This window comes from Pseudomonas sp. Marseille-Q8238 (assembly GCF_965111915.1).
In genome coordinates this window covers 699,311-716,980 of record NZ_CBCOPI010000001.1, presented here as the reverse complement: position 1 = coordinate 716,980, position 17,670 = coordinate 699,311, and the positions used below count along the sequence as shown (strand labels likewise).

General features: G+C 63.3%; 14 protein-coding genes and 1 pseudogene. 6 read left to right on the top strand and 9 right to left on the bottom strand.

Annotated elements, in window-relative coordinates:
• Positions 1-550 precede the first annotated feature (550 nt).
• From ACWPW0_RS03165 to ACWPW0_RS03145, 5 genes are all read right to left on the bottom strand, one after another.
• On the bottom strand, positions 551-2,185 hold the full coding sequence (locus ACWPW0_RS03165; protein ID WP_454254395.1) for a GMC family oxidoreductase: 1,635 nt from the start codon (positions 2,183-2,185) through the stop codon (positions 551-553).
• Positions 2,182-3,579 carry a purine-cytosine permease family protein gene (locus tag ACWPW0_RS03160; RefSeq protein WP_454254394.1) on the bottom strand — a complete coding sequence of 466 codons (1,398 nt, stop codon included), beginning with the start codon at positions 3,577-3,579 and terminating at the stop codon, positions 2,182-2,184. The genes ACWPW0_RS03165 and ACWPW0_RS03160 overlap by 4 nt, the downstream gene beginning before the upstream one ends.
• A gap of 132 nt (positions 3,580-3,711) precedes the next feature.
• On the bottom strand, positions 3,712-4,143 hold the full coding sequence (locus ACWPW0_RS03155) for a RidA family protein (RefSeq protein ID WP_447588918.1): 432 nt from the start codon (positions 4,141-4,143) through the stop codon (positions 3,712-3,714).
• Between the two features lie 54 nt (positions 4,144-4,197).
• The gene (locus ACWPW0_RS03150; protein ID WP_454254393.1) at positions 4,198-5,526 is read right to left on the bottom strand and encodes a flavin-containing monooxygenase; all 1,329 of its coding nucleotides are present in this window, start codon (positions 5,524-5,526) and stop codon (positions 4,198-4,200) included.
• Between the two features lie 471 nt (positions 5,527-5,997).
• Entirely contained in the window at positions 5,998-6,897 is a 900-nt protein-coding gene (locus tag ACWPW0_RS03145; protein ID WP_447588916.1) for a LysR family transcriptional regulator, read from the bottom strand.
• A gap of 168 nt (positions 6,898-7,065) precedes the next feature.
• Between ACWPW0_RS03145 and ACWPW0_RS03140 the strand changes: the two genes are divergently transcribed.
• From ACWPW0_RS03140 to ACWPW0_RS03120, 5 genes are all read left to right on the top strand, one after another.
• Positions 7,066-7,866 (top strand): carbon-nitrogen hydrolase family protein, encoded by an 801-nt coding sequence (locus ACWPW0_RS03140; RefSeq protein ID WP_454254392.1) that lies wholly within the window; start codon positions 7,066-7,068, stop codon positions 7,864-7,866.
• Positions 7,867-8,220: 354 nt separating this feature from the next.
• Positions 8,221-9,594, top strand: coding sequence for an aspartate aminotransferase family protein (locus tag ACWPW0_RS03135; protein ID WP_447588913.1), 1,374 nt, complete (start codon positions 8,221-8,223; stop codon positions 9,592-9,594).
• 258 nt (positions 9,595-9,852) lie between these two features.
• Positions 9,853-10,839: an ABC transporter substrate-binding protein gene (locus ACWPW0_RS03130; RefSeq protein WP_447588912.1), complete on the top strand. Its 987-nt coding sequence runs from the start codon at positions 9,853-9,855 to the stop codon at positions 10,837-10,839.
• Between the two features lie 92 nt (positions 10,840-10,931).
• Positions 10,932-11,735, top strand: coding sequence for an ABC transporter permease (locus tag ACWPW0_RS03125; RefSeq protein ID WP_447588911.1), 804 nt, complete (start codon positions 10,932-10,934; stop codon positions 11,733-11,735).
• Positions 11,723-12,556: an ABC transporter ATP-binding protein gene (locus ACWPW0_RS03120; protein WP_447588909.1), complete on the top strand. Its 834-nt coding sequence runs from the start codon at positions 11,723-11,725 to the stop codon at positions 12,554-12,556. Before ACWPW0_RS03125 ends, ACWPW0_RS03120 begins: the two co-directional genes overlap by 13 nt.
• 280 nt (positions 12,557-12,836) lie before the next feature.
• Here the strand turns inward: ACWPW0_RS03120 and ACWPW0_RS03115 are convergent, their stop codons facing one another.
• Both ACWPW0_RS03115 and eutH read right to left on the bottom strand, forming a co-directional pair.
• A complete protein-coding gene (locus ACWPW0_RS03115; RefSeq protein WP_454254391.1) occupies positions 12,837-13,193 on the bottom strand; it encodes a DUF1937 family protein in 357 nt (118 codons plus the stop codon).
• A 60-nt stretch (positions 13,194-13,253) separates the two neighbouring features.
• Positions 13,254-14,486, bottom strand: coding sequence for an ethanolamine utilization protein EutH (gene eutH / locus ACWPW0_RS03110; RefSeq protein WP_447588906.1), 1,233 nt, complete (start codon positions 14,484-14,486; stop codon positions 13,254-13,256).
• 477 nt (positions 14,487-14,963) lie between these two features.
• On the opposite strand from eutH, the gene ACWPW0_RS03105 reads away from it, so the two are divergent.
• Positions 14,964-15,743: a DeoR/GlpR family DNA-binding transcription regulator gene (locus ACWPW0_RS03105; protein WP_447588904.1), complete on the top strand. Its 780-nt coding sequence runs from the start codon at positions 14,964-14,966 to the stop codon at positions 15,741-15,743.
• A 41-nt stretch (positions 15,744-15,784) separates the two neighbouring features.
• Here ACWPW0_RS03105 and ACWPW0_RS03100 read toward each other — a convergent pair whose 3' ends face one another.
• Positions 15,785-17,116, bottom strand: coding sequence for a methyl-accepting chemotaxis protein (locus ACWPW0_RS03100; protein ID WP_454256687.1), 1,332 nt, complete (start codon positions 17,114-17,116; stop codon positions 15,785-15,787).
• A gap of 66 nt (positions 17,117-17,182) precedes the next feature.
• A pseudogene (locus ACWPW0_RS03095) lies at positions 17,183-17,530 on the bottom strand (cache domain-containing protein); the annotation flags it as partial.
• Positions 17,531-17,670: the final 140 nt, after the last annotated feature.

Below are 17,670 nucleotides of genomic sequence, written 5' to 3'. Positions count from 1 at the left end.
TTGGTGCAAAGGCTTCCGGGATGGAGGGTTGGGCTTTTAGCTGAGTGCTCAGGCTGGTTGCCCAGTGGGCCCGGGCTTCTGTCGCCTGAGAGCCCGCCAAGTCTAAACAAGTCAAACAGCAAAGAATTATCAGGCGCGCACAGGTGCCCCTTCAGCAGGGCGAACGGAATCGGCGTGGGGAGGGTTGAGCGGCAGAATGCCGCGAGAGCTGCGCCGGGCCATGGATGGCCCGGCGCAGCGTGCCCTCGGAGCGACGATGGAGTGAGCGAACCCGAAGCGAAGCGCAGGGCCGAATGCAGGGGCGAGCGTTTTTGCTTACTTTCCGGGGCCGGCCATCCGGTGTTTGGAAAAAGTGAGTCGGCCGGGTGGCCGAAACCCAGAAGCCTGAGCCCACTGGGCAATCAGTCAGAACTCCCAGCCCCAAAGCCCCCATCGAGATAGCTTGTCGTCATGGGACGTAGTGCCGCAAGAAACGACGGACAGGAAAGCCCGGCGATGGCTGCGCGTCCTGGCCTCGATTACAAGACCAGAACCACAGCCCCACAGCGTATCAACGAACCGGATCAGCCAGCTTGCGCGCATCCGCCTGGGCAGCCCCGGCATCACGCAGGATAAGATCCGCCACCTTCTCGCCGATCATGATGCACGGCGCATTGGTGTTACCACTGATCAGCGTCGGCATGATCGACGCATCGGCCACCCGCAGGCCCTTGATGCCACGGACCTTCAGCTCGAGGTCGACCACGCTCATGTCGTCGACGCCCATCTTGCAGGTGCCCACCGGGTGGAACACCGTCGCCGCGTAATCACGGATATAGGTGCGCAGTTGCTCGTCGGTCTGCACCGCCTTGCCCGGCAGCATTTCGGTTCCGCGAATGCCATCGAACTCGCTGCTGGCGAGAATCTTGCGCGCCAGCTTCAAGCCTTCGACCAGCACGTCGCCATCGGTCGAGTCGGCGAGGAAGTTGAAGTCGATCTCCAACTGGCCGCCACGCTTGAGGCGTACCTCGCCGATGCTCTTGGGACGCAGCACGCAGGTGTGCACCGCGTAACCATGGCCCCACTCGAACAGCCGGCCACGGTGGCTGCGGTAGCCGGGCACGAAGTGGAACTGCACGTCCGGCAGCGTGGTGGCCAACGGCGTCTTGGCGAACCCGCCCGCCTCGACATAGTTGGTGGTCAGCCAGCCCTTCTTGCCGAACAGGTAGCGGAACGGCGCCAGCAGTACGCTCGGCAGCGAGCCCAGCGAGAAGCCCAGCGTCAGCGGGCTTTTCGAGCGGATGGTGATCAGGCCATCGAGGTGGTCCTGCAGGTTCTTGCCGACACCTGGCAGGTCGTGGCGAACCTTCACGCCCACCGCTTCCAGCTCGGCCTTCGGACCGATGCCCGAGGCCAGCAGCAGTTGCGGCGAACCCAGCGAACCGGCGCAGAGGATGACTTCACGGCGCGCATTCAGCGCCTTGGTCATGCCGTCGGTGCGAATCATCACACCCTTGGCAACGTCGCCCTCCAGCAGCAGCGACTCCACCGAGCAGTGAGTGATCACCGTCAGGTTCGGCCGGTTCAGCACCGGCGCGACGAAGGCGCGATAGCTCGACAGGCGCTTCGCATCCTTCTGCGTGACGTTGTAGATGCCACTGCCTTCCAGCTCGTCGCCGTTGAAATCATCGTTGCGCTTGATGCCAACGCGCTCGGCGGCCTTCACGAACAGCCGCGAGACCGGGTTGGGATCGCGCGGCACGTCGACGAACAGCTCGCCTGCCGTACCGTGCAGACGCGGGTTCTGGCCGAGGCGATTGTTCTCCGACTTCTTGAAGTACGGCAGCACATCGTTCCAGCCCCAGCCGGTGCAACCCGCCTCGGCCCAGCGGTCGTAGTCGCTGGCATGACCACGGATGTAGATCATGCTGTTCATCGAGCTGGAGCCGCCCAGGGCCTTGCCCCGGGGCGTGTGCAGTTCGCGACCGCCAAGGTTCTTCTGCGGCGCGGAGAAGAAGTTCCAGCTGTAGGTCTTGCTCTTGTACAACGTGATAGTACCGGCCGGCGTCTGGATACGCGGGCTGCGGTCGTCCCCGCCCGCCTCGATGAGGCAGACGGCGACGTTCGGGTTGGCACTCAGGCGATTGGCCAGGACACAGCCCGCTGAGCCGGCCCCGACGATCACATAGTCAAAATCAGACATCATGCACTTCTCTCTACAGACCGCAGCTGAGCGGAGCTGCGGCGCCGGCTGGCGAAGTAATAGACCGGGGAGACGATGGCCAGGCCCACGATCCAGGAAATATCGGCACCGTCCATGGCCGCGGCGACCGCGCCGGTGTACAGCTCGGTCGACATGAACGGAATCTGCACCAGGATACCCAGGGCGTAGCAGGTAACCGCTGTCCAGTTGACGTACCCGTAGATGCCACCATCACGGCGGAAGAACGACGGCACATCATAGTTGCCATGGGCGATCAGGTAGTAGTCGACCAGGTTGATCGCGGTCCACGGCACCAGCACGTACAGCAGCAACAGGATGAAGTTGGTGTAGTTGACCATGAAGTCATCCTGGCCAAGCAGCGCCAGGGTCAAGGAGATGGAGAACAACGCCAGGGCAGTGATCGCCCGCGACAGCGCACCAGCGGACCACTTCGGCACCAGGGTCTGGCCGACGGTGATCGCCGAAAGCGTACCGCAGTACAGGTTCATCGAGTTGGTTGCGGCAATGCCCAGGGAGAACACCACGACCACCAGCGAAGCGATGCTGCCGGTCATGGCGGTCAGCCCTTCGATCACGTCGCCATCGAAGCTCAGGCCGATGACCACACCCAGCGTCATGGGCAGGAAGGAACCCAGGCAGCAACCCCAGTAGCTGGCGAAGAACGCCGGGCGGGCACCGGTATCCGCCGGCATGTAGCGCGAGTAATCCGATACATAGGGGGCATACGCCAGTTGCCACAGCGCAGCAACGGAGATCGCGCCGAGGAAGCCCGGGATGTTGAATTCATTGCGCTGCATGAAGTCGGCCGGCAGGCCATGCACCCCGATGACCCAGATGAAGCTGAGCAACAGCACGGCACCCGAGACGAAGGTCATGAGGCGCGTGTAGGCGTGGATCAGCCGGTAGCCGAAGATCGTCGCCACCACGCTAATGATGCCGACCAGCACGATGCCCTCGTTGGTACTGAGCATCGGATAGCGGCTATGCAGGGACTGCCCGCCGAGCACCAGGTTGGAGGCGAAGAAGCCGAGGTACATGATCACCACGAGTGCGACCACCAGCAGCGACCCGTAGGAGCCGAACTGGCCGCGCGTCTGCACCATTTGCGGTACGCCCAGCTGCGGGCCTTGCGCCGAGTGCAGGGCCATGAAGACGCCGCCAACCAGGTTGCCGATCACCAGCGCCAGCATGGCCGCCATGAACGGCAGGTTGAAGATGGTAACGGCGAGCGCGCCGGTCACCACGGTCAACAGCATGATGTTGGAGCCGAACCAGATAGTGAACAGGTCGCGATAGCGACCGTGGCGCTGATCCGCCGGGATGGGCTGGATCGTGCTTATTTCTATGGATGCCGGGGTAGAGTCATTCTTGTTCATGATTTTTTGTGCACTCTAGTGTCGCGCGGGCTCTTCGTCCCGGCGTTGTTTACTGGCATTGACGCAAGGCTTGAATCAACTGCCGAACAACCTGCTCGAGGCCGGGGCGCCGACAACGACGCCCCCTTCTCGTCAGGCCTGGGTCGGCTGCCAATCGTCAGGGATTACTGCAATCACATCGATTTCCATCAACCATTGCGGCTGGCCAAGCGCCGAAACCACAAGACCCGTGGAGATCGGGAACACACCCTTCAACCATTTGCCCACTTCCCGGTAGACGTCTTCGCGGTAGCGCGGATCGATCAGGTAGGTGGTGGTCTTGACGATGTGGGACAGGTCGCTGCCGGCCTCCTCCAGCAGTTGTTTGACGTTCTTCATCGCCTGTTCGGTCTGGGCACGCGCATCGCCCAGGCCAACCAGACGGCCGTCGAAATCGGTCCCGACCTGGCCACGCACATAGACGGTGTTGCCGGCGCGAACCGCCTGGCACAGGTCATTGTCGAGCGTCTGATTGGGGTACGTATCTTTGGTGTTGAACATACGGATGCGGGTATGAGTAGGCATCAACTTACTTCCACTATTCGAGTTTCGTGAACGGGCGAATGAGGTCTTGCACCATCAGGATTCGGCGGACGATCCGCCTTGCACCTGGCGCTGCCTGGCATCGCGGTAGTCGAGGTACTTGAGCTGCGTGGCGATGTGGTCGGCAATGTGCTTGGCATCGTGCCAAACACCCCAGATGAAGGTGGAGCCGCGGCGCGAGAGCCATGGCAAACCGAGGAAATAAACGCCCGGCTCGCTGGACACGCCGCGCTGGTGCTTCGGCTTGCCGTTGGCATCGAACGCATTGACCTGCAGCCAGCTGAAGTCGACGGCATAGCCGGTGGCCCAGATGATCGAGGTGATACCGGCTTCGGCCAGGTCGAGCTCGAGAATCGGGTTGGTCACACAGTCCGGCTCGGGGAAGGTGCGGCGGGCTTCGGGCTCTTCCGGCAGGTCGAGGCCGTTGCGTGCGATGTAGGCATCGGCGGCATCGAGCAGCGACAGGTAGTTCTCGTCACCCCGGGCGAGGTTGTCGGCGAGGTCGGTCTGGAAGGTCACCTTGCCGTCCTGGAACGCCTTGGTCAGGCCGACGAGGTTGACGCCCTGGTGGGCCAGGCCACGGAAGTCGACCGTATGGCCGCCACGGGCACCGCTCACGGCGATGGTCACGTGTTCCTTGCCCGGTTGCGCCGCTTCGGCATCCCACTCGCCCAGCACACCCAACCACCAGCAGAAATCACGGTTGCGGTAAGCGCGCGGCGGACGATCATGCGGGCCGACCGACAGGTAGACCTTACGGCCGGAACGCTGCAGCTCGTCGGCGATCTGCACGCCCGACGAACCGGCACCGACGACCAGCACCGCGCCTTCCGGCAGTTGCTGCGGGTTGCGGTAGGCAGCCGAGTGGATCTGCGTGATGTTCTCGTCTTTAGGCGCAATCGGCGGGATCACCGGACGCTGGAAAGGTCCGGTGGCGGTGACCACGCGGTTGGCCTGGATCACCCCTTCGGAGGTTTCAATGGTGAAGCCTGGGCGGTCGGTATTGCGCACCACTTTCTTCACTTCCACACCCGTGCGGATCGGTGCGTTGAACTTCTTGGCATAGGCTTCGAAATAGGCGGCAACCTGGTCTTTCGGAGCGAACGCATCAGGATCGAGTCCTTCGAATTCCAGGCCTGGGAAACGGTCGTGCCAGGCCGGGCCATTGGCGACCAGCGAATCCCAACGCCCCGTGCGCCAGCCTTCGGCGATACGGTTGCGCTCCAGTACCAGGTGCGGCACGCCGAGTTTGCTCAGGTGCTCGCTGATCGCGACGCCGGCTTGGCCAGCGCCAACCACCAGCGTATCGATTTCGACGGTTTTGTCAGTGTGCGTGTGCAAAGCGCTTTGATTCAGGTCGGTCATGACTTGCCTGCTCTGGATCTAATCATTGTTGTTCCACAGGTGCGGCTATGTGGGTGAGGGTTGGCCGCATTCTGTTCAGAGCAGAGGGGTTCACGAAATTATGTTTTTTGTAGTCACTGGACAGGAAAAAGCTGCCAGCCCCTGAAGTCGGGGCCTTACGGGGCAGAAGCTCCGGCTATAGGCTTTTTAGCTTCAGGCTCTACATATTTAATGGGGGCACCGTGCGCGCCAGGCATCCCCGGTGCGCAAACCCAGGGTCTGTTGCCGTTTCGCTTTAACTCATCGGCTCAGCAGAACATCCAGTCCCGGCCCAACCTTCCAGGCAGGCCGCTTTGAGGCAGTTGCGGACGTTCGGCCTTTGCGTTTCATGACGCGCCGATTGGTGGGCTTCAGCCCACCAATTGCAGCGTCCGCTTGCGCCTCGATCCGGCCACCCATCAGAAAACGGCAACAGCCTCCTGCAGCCTCGCCCTACGGCAACTCTTCCTTGCAGTAATCGACGAACAGCTGAGCCTGCTTGGTCAGTTGCGCCCGCTTGAGCCAGCCGGCGACCAGGCCGGAGCCCGTGACGTCCTCGTCGATATCGACACACACGACCTGCTGGCCGTCGTAGGTGATGTTGGAGTGCGGCCGAGTAACCAGTACGGAAAACCCGAAGCCCTGGCCGACCATGCCGCGGACCATCTCGATGGACGGCGAACTGAAGACGATGTTGGGGGTCAGCCCCAGCTCGCTGAAGATGCTCACGAAGTAGGTGCGACTGGGCAGCACATCCAGCAGGATCATTGGTTCCAGTGCCAGGTCGCGCAGCGAGACTCGCTCCTGGGCGGCGAAACGATGCCCCTCCGGCAACAGCGCATAGGGCCGCTGCGGCGGCATCAAGGGTTCGGTCTCGATGGTGCCGTCGAGGTCATGCTCGTAGAAGATCGCCAGGTCGAAGCGGCCGCCGGTCAGGCCCTGCACCAGCTCCTTCTGCTCGCCATCGTGCAGGCGGATTTCCACCCCCGGATAGCGCTCGCGAAAGCCGGCGATCAGGCGCGGCAGGTACAACGGCGCGACCGTCTCGAAGCAACCGATATCGATCTGCCCCGCCACCACATCATTGTCGGCCAGGGCGTTCTGTTCGAACTCATGGGCCATGCGCAGCAGTTCCTGCGCCTTGCGATAGAAACGCGCACCACTGGGGGTGAGCGAAACCCCCTGGGCGTGGTGACGGATGAACAACTGCACACCAAAGCTTTCTTCCAGTCCTTTGACCGCCATGGAGATCGAGGGCTGGGCGATATACAACTTGCGCGACGCCTCGGCGACGCTGCCACACTCCACGGTGGTGACGAAATACTTCAATTGACGCAGGGTATAGGAAGCCACGCAAACCTCCGGGCAATCTTATTAAGCGCCCACCATAGCCCCAGTGGCACGGCGGCGAACAAGCATTTTGCGAGGCAGTGAGCATATTTTTGTTGGTTCTGGGCTGCCCGCGAAATGCGTAACCTGCCTGCAAGAGCCGTGCACGATTCACCTCAGGAGACCTCATTCATGCGCCTGGCCCTCTGGCAAACCCAAGGCTTTCCCGCCGACATCGACGCCAACCTGGCGGCCCTCGACACCCAGCTGCGCGCGGCGGCCGCGGGCGGTGCGCAACTGTTGCTGTGCCCTGAATTATGGCTCGGCGGCTACCAGGTGCCAGAGGCCATGGCCGAACTCGCCGAGGCGATGGACGGTCCGGCGGCGCAACGCATTGCCGCCCTCTGCCGCACCCACGGCGTGGCCGTCTGCTATGGCTATGCCGAGCGCAATCCGAGCGGGGGCAAGCCCTACAACTCGGCGCAGGTCATCGATGCCAACGGCCAGCGCGTGACCAACTACCGCAAGCTGCATCTGTTCGGCACCATGGAGCGCGAGCTGTTCAGCCCTGGCGAACAGCTGGAAGCACCGGTCGAGCTGAACGGCTGGCGCATCGCCCTGCTGATCTGCTTCGACGTGGAGTTCCCCGAGATCGTCCGCAGCCATGCCCTGGCCGGCGCCGATCTGGTGCTGATCCCCACCGCCTTGACCCCGGAGTACCGCGCGGTACCGGAACTGATCGTGCCGACCCGTGCACTGGAAAATCAGTTGTTCGTCGCCTACTGCAACCACAGCGGCGTGGAGAACGGCCTGGCCTTCCTCGGCGGTTCCTGCGTGGCTTCGCCAGACGGCCTGCGCCTGGGCGCAGTGGCCAATGGTGACGCCCTGCTCCTGGTCGACCTGGACCGTTCGCGCCGCACAGAGTGGCGGGAAACCTTTCCTTATATGCAATGGCGACGCCCAGAGCTGTACGGCGCACTGACCAACGGTTGAAAACGGCGCGCGCACCGCACTGATACGGTGCGCGAAATCCGCCCTCCCCTGCATTCGCTACCCGCCACTCCCTCCTGCCTCCAACCGCACCTCTCGATAGCAACGCCAGCCCCCACGCACCCTGCGCCCGAACCTGCGCCAGGCGCGTGCACAAGCCCCTGCAAGCGCACCATCGAGCGCGCACGAAAAGCTGGCACAACGCCCTGTTTCGGGGCGCTCGTAAGCATCTTTTTCGTATGTCCCGATGACATTTTTAATAATTTCCCTAACCCCACCTTGGGGGCACCATCGGTCACAACAAGCCACAGGGACCCGCCAAAAGGCCGGGCCCCGATGACCATCAGGAGCCCTGCGATGACGGCCTCGACGCACACCACCAAGGACTACCAGGCGCTGGATGCGGCACACCACATCCATGCTTTCCTCGACCAGAAGGCGCTCAACGAGAAGGGGGCACTGGTGATCGCCAAGGGCCAGGGCCTCAACCTGTGGGACACCGACGGCAAGCGCTACCTGGACGGCATGTCCGGCCTCTGGTGCACCGCGCTGGGCTATGGTCGCGCCGACCTCAACGCCGCCGCCACCCGCCAGCTGGAAGAGCTGCCGTACTACAACCTGTTTTTCCACACCACCCATCCACGGGTGATCGAACTGTCCGAGCTGCTGTTCAGCCTGCTGCCCGCGCACTACAGCCACGCCATCTATACCAACTCCGGCTCCGAAGCCAACGAGGTGCTGATCCGTGCCGTACGCCGCTACTGGCAAGTGGTCGGCAAGCCGCAGAAGAAGGTCATGATCGGCCGCTGGAACGGCTACCACGGCTCTACCCTGGGTAGCACTGCTCTCGGCGGCATGGGCTTCATGCACGAGATGGGCGGCATGCTGCCGGACTTCGCCCATATCGGTGAGCCGTACTACTTCGCCGAGGGCGGCGACCTGAGCGAAGAAGCCTTCGGTCTCAAGGCGGCGCGTGAGCTGGAAAGCAAGATTCTCGAACTGGGCGCCGACAACGTCGCCGCCTTCGTCGCCGAACCCTTCCAGGGCGCCGGCGGCATGATCTTCCCGCCGGCCAGCTACTGGGCCGAAGTGCAACGCATCTGCCGCCAGTACGACGTGCTGCTGTGCGCCGACGAAGTGATCGGCGGCTTCGGCCGCACCGGCGAGTGGTTCGCCCACCAGCACTTCGGCTTCGAACCGGACACCCTGACCATCGCCAAGGGCCTGACCTCCGGCTACATCCCCATGGGCGGCCTGGTACTGTCCAAACGCATCGCCGATGCGCTGGTGCAGGAAGGCGGCGTCTTCGCCCATGGCCTGACCTACGCCGGCCACCCGGTCGCAGCCGCCGTGGCCATCGCCAACCTCACCGCCTTGCGTGATGAAGGGATCGTCAGCCAGGTGAAGAACGACACCGGCCCTTACCTGCAGAAGCTGCTGCGCGAGACCTTTGCCGACCACCCGCTGATCGGCGATGTGCAAGGCACCGGCCTGGTCGCCGCGCTGCAGTTCGCCGAAGACAAGGCCAGCCGCAAACGCTTCGCCAACGAAAACGACATCGCCTGGCATTGCCGCACCGTCGGCTTCGACGAAGGCCTGATCATTCGTTCCACCCTGGGGCGGATGATCATGGCGCCGGCGCTGGTCGCCAGCCACGCCGAGCTGGATGAACTGGTGGAGAAAACCCGCCGCGCGGTGGACCGCACCGGGCACGAACTGAAACTGCTGTAGGCCACCGGACCGAGGCCACACCGTTAAAGAGGTAACCGGACAACCCGCTTCAACCACCTTGCAAGAGGTGGCTGCAAGAACCTGTTCGACGACTCGCGCGCCAACGCGACGGACAGTTTCTCACCGGAATCACCCCAAAGAGGGTGACAACGAACCCGGTCCGGCCACCAGGCCGGACCGCGCAACACGCTTGGGCCACTGGCCAAATCCTGCCCCACGGTAAATCAGAACTAAGCCAACAGGCTGTGGGAGTGCTTCATGAACAAGTCCTTGCGCCACCGTATCGTCCGCGCTTTCGCCTGCACCGCACTGGCCACCGGCATGGCTGCCACGGCTCAGGCCGGCACCCTGTCCATCGGTCATACCACCTGGGTCGGCTACGGCACCCTGTACCTGGCCCGCGACCTGGGCTACTTCAAGGAACAGGGTCTGGACGTCGACTTCACCGTGATCGAGGAAGCGTCCATGTACATGGCCGCCCAGGCGTCCGGCAAGCTGTCCGGCTCGGCCTCGACCATCGATGAAATCCTCAAGTACCGCTCCAAGGGCTTCTGCTTCAAGGCCGTGGCCGCGCTGGACGAGTCCCACGGTGGCGACGGCATCGTGGTGAGCAAGGACATCGCCGACATCAAGGGCCTGAAAGGCAAGGCGGTCGCGGTCAACGAAGGTTCGGTCTCGCAGTTCTGGCTGTCCTACCTGCTCAAGCAGGCAGGCATGAGCATGGCCGATATCGAAGTGCAGAACATGACCGCCGACGATGCTGCGTCGGCGTTCATCGCCGGCCGCGTGCCCGCCGCCGTGACCTGGGAGCCGAACCTGACCATGGTCCGCCAGAAAGGGGCCGGCAAGGTCCTGGTCGACAGCAGCACCACGCCAGGGGTGATCGTCGACGTGGTGGCCCTCAACTGCTCGGTGATCGAGCAGCAGCCAGAGGACGTCAAGGCACTGGTCCGTGGCCTGTACAAGGCCGTCGAATACACCAAGGCCCATCCCCAGGAGGCCTACGCAATCATGGCCAAGGGCGTTGGCGGCTACCTGTCCAAGCCTGAAGACCTGGCCGAGGCGGCCAAGGGCGTGAAGTTCTACGACCAGGCCATGAGCGAGAAGCTGCTCGGCACACCCGGCAAGACCGGTGACATCGCCGCCATCATCAGCCTGGCCAACGAGACCTGGAGCGTGCTGCAAGGCAAGCCGTATGACGTGAAGTACGAAGAGCTGGTGGATACCTCCTTCGTCACGCCGTAACCCTCCATAACGACCTGCGCGCGACCGGGCATTGCCTCCCGGTTGCACGCGGGCCTGCCCTCCTGAATTCGCGCAACAAACGAGGTGGCAACATGGCCACGAAGAAATCCTGGGCGCAGCATTGCCTGACGCCCAAAGTCGAGCTGCCACGCAAGCTGGTGCTCGGTGCCGGCGCGTTGTGCTGGCTGCTGGTCATCGGCCTGTGGGCCGGTCTGTCCTATGGCGGCGTGGTGCCGTCGATGTTCCTGCCGACGCCGGGCGATGTGCTCGATGCAGCCTCGCGCCTGTACAACGACGGCACGCTCGGCAAGCACGTGCTGGCGAGCATCGAAGTCGTGCTGATCGGCTTTTTGGTGTCATCGTTGGTGTCGGTGCCGCTGGGCCTGCTGATGGGCAGTTTCCGTATCGTCCAGGCGTTCCTCGAACCCTTGGTCAACTTCATCCGCTACCTGCCGGTCACCTCCTTCGTGCCGCTGTTCATTCTGTGGATCGGCATCGGTCTGGAGCAGCGCGTGTCGGTGATCATCTTCGGCGTGTTCTTCCAGCAACTGGTGATGATCGCCGACGTCTCCAAGGGCGTATCGAAAGACCTGATCAACGCCAGCTACACCCTCGGCGCCAGCCGCCGCGACGTGGTCCTGCACGTGCTCGGCCCGGCCTCGCTGCCGGGTATTCTCGACACCCTGCGGGTGACCATGGGCTGGGCCTGGACCTACCTGGTGGTGGCCGAGCTGGTCGCCGCCTCAAGCGGCCTGGGCTACATCAGCCTCAAGGCCATGCGGGGCTTCCAGGTCGACGTGATCTTCCTCGCCATCGCCATCATCGGCCTGCTCGGGCTGATCACCGATCAACTGTTCCGTCTGCTTCGCTTGAGGATTGCCGCATGGGCGCACTAGCCAAGAAACCCTACGTCATGCCGGCGCTCAGCGAGTACGCCGACGTCGCCGCGCGCCTGCGCGTGGACAATGTAAGCCTGCGCTACCAGTCGCCCAAGGGCGAGACCTTCACCGCCCTGGACAAGGTGTCCTTCGAGGTGCCGGACCAGCAGTTCGCGGTGATCGTCGGCCCGTCCGGCTGCGGCAAGTCGAGCCTGCTCTACCTCACCGCCGGCCTCAACGAGCCGACCGAAGGCGACATCTACGTCGGCGGGCAGAAGGTCGAAGGCCCCGGTGCCGACCGCGGCATGGTGTTCCAGGGCTACACCCTGTTTCCCTGGCTGACGGTACGGCAGAACATCGAGTTCGGCCTCAAGCGCCGCAGCCTGCCGCAGGACGAGATCCGCACCATCGTCGAGTTCTACCTGGCCGAAGTCGGCCTGGCCAAGTTCGCCGAGCATTACCCCAAGCAGTTGTCCGGCGGCATGATGCAGCGCGTGGCCATCGCCCGCGCTCTGGCCAACGACCCGCAGATCCTGCTGATGGACGAGCCCTTCGGCGCCCTCGACAGCCAGACCCGCCTGCAGATGCAGCAACTGCTGCTGCAGGTATGGGGCAACAGCAAGAAGACCGTGGTGTTCGTCACCCACGATATCGACGAAGCGATCCTGCTCGCCGACCGCATCTACGTGATGGGCGCCCGGCCAGGGCGGATCAAGGAAATCCTCGACGTGCCGATCGAACGGCCACGTAACCTGGATGTGGTCATGGAGCCGGAATTCATCCGCATGAAACGCCATATCCTCGGCCTGCTGCACGATGACCTGGAGGCGGTGCATTGAGCGTCGACCAGCCGGTTCTGGCGGGCTGAAGCGGAGCGCCGCCCGGCCCATCCTGCATGTGGGTCTTCGTAGGGTGGACAGCGCAAAGCTTGTCCACCACGGCGCAACACCCAGACGCTCAAGGATGAACCACCCTACAAAATCTCAGCAGCCGTTTCAGGCGGCGCAAAAAGAAACACCCTGCGAAAGCATGGCCTTCGCAGGGTGTGTTCGACCTTCTCTGCAATCCCTTCCCCCAACGCGGTTGCCGACACCGTATGCGAGGAGGGCGGGACAACGATCAGACGAACTCGGCTTTGACCTCGGACCACAGGCTGACGCGGCGGTCCTTGTTCTTGAAGAACTCGATCTCGCGCTTGATGCCGGAGCTCAAGTCCCAGCCCGGCAGGTCGAGAATGATCAGCTCTTCCATCACGTCCATGAACACCGCGTCCACCGGTGCCCAGAGTTTGCCGATGGCGGCGCTGTCCTTGCCGACGAAGGCCTGGTTGATGGGATGCGACATGGAAACCTGGCTGAAGACCGCATTGCCCGACTCGACGATTGCGGCGGCCACCTCATTGCACGCGATGAAACGCTCGTGCACCACCTCGGCATCGGCATGGCTGTAGGGGCAGGCCAGAAAAATCTTACGCATTGCTAAACCTCGTTTCTTGCTTTGCAGGTGGGGGCCGTGCGGCCCCCGGGATAGGAACCGTCAGGCCGTGCGCAGCGCCGGATCACTCACCTCAGTCTCCGCCTCGGCCGCCTCGTAGCGATTGGCCGCCGGCACGGAGATCTTGATCGCGATCAGCACCGCAAGCAGGCCACCGAAGAACTTGCTCAGCAGGATCGGCATGATCAGCGTCGGCTGGAAGTTCGCGGTGAAGGCCAGGTGGTCGCCGATGGTGGCCTGGGCACAGACGCCCATCGCCACGCACAGCACCTTGTCGCGCGCATTCATGTTCTTGAACATGTGGTACACGGCGATGATGTTGGCCAGCACCATCACGAAGGCCGCCGCGCCTACCGGCGACAGGCCCAGGTGACGGCCCAGCACCGCCATTGGCTTCTTGCAGTAGCGGTTGAACAGGTAGCAGATGGGGAAGGTACCGGCGAGCATGATGCCGATGTAGCCGGCGATTTCGATGGCGCGGAACAGCTCCTTCTCGTCGGCGAACATCGGGTCGAAGCCCCAGACGCCGAAGGTCTTGCTGAAGAAACCGGTGAAGTGCTCGACGATGGCGAAAGCCAGGATGATCTTGATGAACGCGTCCATGGCCTTACCGAAGATCAGGAAGCCGGTCACCATCATCGTTGCGCGATAGCGCAGGCCCGCCGCGAGCAGGAAGCAGAACACGAACAGCGGCGCGAGAATCTTCAGCGCGCTGACGAAATCCAGCCCCAGGTAATGCACCGCCTCGGCGTTGGTCGAAACGATCTCGCGCACCGGCAGGTTGAAGAACGAGATCATCATCAGCGCCGCCAGCACGGCGAACGGAATGCTGATCAGACCCGCCATCGCCCCCAGGGCCAGGTACTTGTGGTCCTTGCGCTCGAGCATGGTCAGGCCGACCGGGATCAGGTAGACGATGGTCGCACCGGAGGTGTAGCCGACGATCATCGCGGCGATCCACATGTCGCGGTTGGCGGTCAGCGCATCAGCCAGCTGATAGCCGCCCATGTCGACCGCGATGATCGACAGTGCCGCAATGGAGACATCCGAGCCCATGGCCGCGAAATACGGGCCGAGGACGAACGAGATCAGCTTCGACAGGTAAGGGATCGAAATCATGATCCCGGCCTGGGCCAGGAACACCGGCCCGATCGAATGAATCCCATTGATGAATTCCTTGCCCAGCCCGCTCTCTGGCTTCATCACCGAAGCGAACGCGCCTACCACTGCACCGATCATTATCAGATAGATAACGAAGTTCCCGAACTCTGCCATCACATTCCCCCTGGTTGTATCTGAAACCAAGTCTTGTTGTTAAAAGCGCCTCTCTGCGAAAGGCGTGCTCTTGGTGTTGGATGCGGCCGGCGCAAGCCCGCCCTTCTATTGCCCCAGCCCGGCGACGGCGCCTGCGCACCAGCCGCCTGCCTTATGCACCTCGGGCCTGTTACCGGCCTTCGAGGCTAAGAGTCTTTGAGCCACGCCACTAAACAACCAATATGTGTGCCATATTGAGGTTTTAATGTTGATTTGACTGTTAATCCCACTTAATTTGGTCGACTATCAATGGTAATCTTGCTGCAACACTTGCTCTTCCTGGCGATTTCGCGAGGGATAACATCCTGAAAAACCTCACGATCAGGCCTTACTATCAGGGCGTTGCACGGGCATAAGCCACAGAAAGCACGACAAAGGTGTGGCCCGGTAACACGCACGCGCTTTTTTGTGGCATTCAGGTAACGAAGAGGCAACGACATGCGCCCAAACGAGAGAAGACAACACATTCTTGAACTGCTGCGCCAGCGCGAGCGCATCTCGGTCGACGAACTGGCGCGCCTGCTCGGCACCTCGCAGGAAACCATCCGCCGCGACCTTGCCGAGCTGGCAGAAAACGGCCAGGTCACCAAGTTCCACGGCGGCGCCTCACTGCCGCCCAGCGGCGAGCATGAGAACGCCTTCCAGACCCGCATGAACGAGTTCGCCAGCGAGAAGCGCGCCGTCGCCCGCTATGCCGCCGGCCTGTATTCGCCCGGCGACAGCCTGCTGATCGACACTGGCACCACCACCCTGTTCTTCGCCCGCGAGCTGGCGCGCCTCAACCGCATCACGGTGATCACCAACTCCCTGCAGATCGCCGCGAGCATTGGCGCCAGCGGCAACCGGGTGTTCATGATCGGTGGCGAGTACCGTCCCGAGTCGGCGCAGAACACCGGCCCATTGGCCATGGAGCAGATCGCCCGTTTCAACGCCGAGCATGCGGTAGTGACCATCGGCGCACTGAGCCCGGATGGCGCCTTCGACTTCTCCATCGAAGAAGCCGAAATCGCCCGCGCGATGATCGCCCGCACCCGCTACCTGACGGTCATCGCCGACTCATCCAAGCTCGGCCGCCGCGCCCTGTTCCAGGTCTTCCCGCTGGAGCGCATCGACCGCCTGATCATCGACCGCAAGCCCATGGGCGAGCTGGCCGAAGCCCTGGCGGCGGCCCATGTCGAGGTGCATGAGGCCCCGGCCCTGTCGCGCGGCGACTGGTAACGGCTGACGCCGGGCCGCAACCATGCGGCCCGGCACAGTGCCTACTGCGAACGGCTCATGGCACTCAGGCGTTGCGACAATGCCTGCATGCCCTGGCTGAGGTCGTTCAAGGTTGCCGCATCGCGCGCACTCTCCTCACCCGCGCCATGGATGCGTACCGCCAGCTCGTGGATTTCCTGGGTCACGTGGCTCTGCTCCTGTGCTGCCACGGCAATCTGCTGGGCACGCTGGACGATATCCTCGAAGCCCACGATGGTCTCGCTCAGCGAGGCATCCAGTGACCTCGCCTGCTGCGCGACGGTACGCGTGCGCTCCTCGCCGGCGACCATGGTGTTGACCGCATGCACCGAGGCCTGGCGCAGCTCGCCGATCATCCCGTGGATCTGGTCGGCCGAAGCCTGGGTGCGTCCCGCCAGGGTCCGCACCTCATCGGCGACCACCGCGAAACCCCGCCCCTGCTCGCCGGCCCGCGCCGCCTCGATGGCCGCATTCAGCGCCAGCAGGTTGGTCTGCGAAGAGATCGACGAGATCACGTCCAGCACACCACTGACCGACTCGATGTCGTTGCCCAGGTTGGCGATGGCCTGGGCCACGCTGCCGATGTTCTGGTTCAGGGATTCGATGGTCAGGGTGTTCTCTTCCAGGTGTTCCTGGCTCTCGCGCGCGGTAACCAGCGACTCGCCGGCGGTGGTCGAGCAATCGCTGGTATTGCGTGCCACCTCCTGGGCGCTGGAGGCCATTTCGGTAACCGCCGTGGCCAGCAGGCTGTTGTTCTCGCGCTGCTGGTCGGCGCGCACGGCCATTACGCCCGCCAGGCGCGACACATCCGCCGCCTGCTGCAGCAGCCGCTGGGACTCTTCGCCGATATCCGCCAGCATGCCGCGCAGGCTGCCGGCATAGAGGTTGACGGCCTGGCGCAGGTGACCGATCTCGTCGGGCCGGCTGACATGCAATTCGCTGCCATGACCGCCACTGGCATTGCCCAGGTTCTGGATCTGCCGGGTGGTTTCGTTGAGTTGCGCCAGCAGGGTACGGCCGGCGAACCAGGCCAGCGCGAAGATCAACGCCAGGCAGGGAATCAGGATCAGCAGAATGTCGCGGGTCAGCGTACCCGCAATGCCCGTGACCGCCTCCTGCGGCGTGACCAGGCCGATCACCCAGCCCGTAGTCGGCTCGCGCACCAGGCTGACGAAGGCCGGCGTGCCGAACAGTTCGTCGTGCGCCACCTGCAGCACACGGCTGCTTGCAGCACTGTGCCGCCAGTCGGACACCGCCTGGAACCAGGGGTGCACGCGTACCAGCCCCGTCTCGTCAGCGGCTGATGGAAAGGCCGGCGTACCCGGGAAATACAGCACGTTGCCGGCCGCATCCATCGCGAAGGCATAGCCCCCGGTGACGTTGCCGTTCTCCTTGAGAAAGTCCGCCACGCCATCGAGCGCCAGGTCCAGCGTGGCGACCCCGGCAAAGTGCCCATCACGCTGATAGGCAACCGAGCAGGTCACCATCAGCACCTTGCTGACCGGGTCCTGGTAGACATCGGACCAACCGCACTGGCCCCGCGGCGCCTGGCGCCCCTTGTTGTACCAATCGAGCGTCTGGTAGGCCGGAGCCTCGGGGTCGTTGTTCTCATCGGAATAGACCAGCTTGCCCTGGCCATTGCGCGACCAGTAAAGACTGCGCAGATCGACGCCGGGGGTGAACGCACCCGGCTCGGGCCACAGACCGCCACCGGCTACCGACGCGTCACCACTGGCATCGATGATCGGCTCCAGGTTTTCCTTCGCCATCCGGGTATCGGTGGGCAGCGTCTCGCCCAGGCTGGCGATGGCCGCGGTGCGGCCGGCCATCGCCGTCAACTTGATCGACAACTGGCGCGAGATGGCGATGGCCGATTGTTCGGTGCTGCGGGTGGCAGATTCCACCAGCT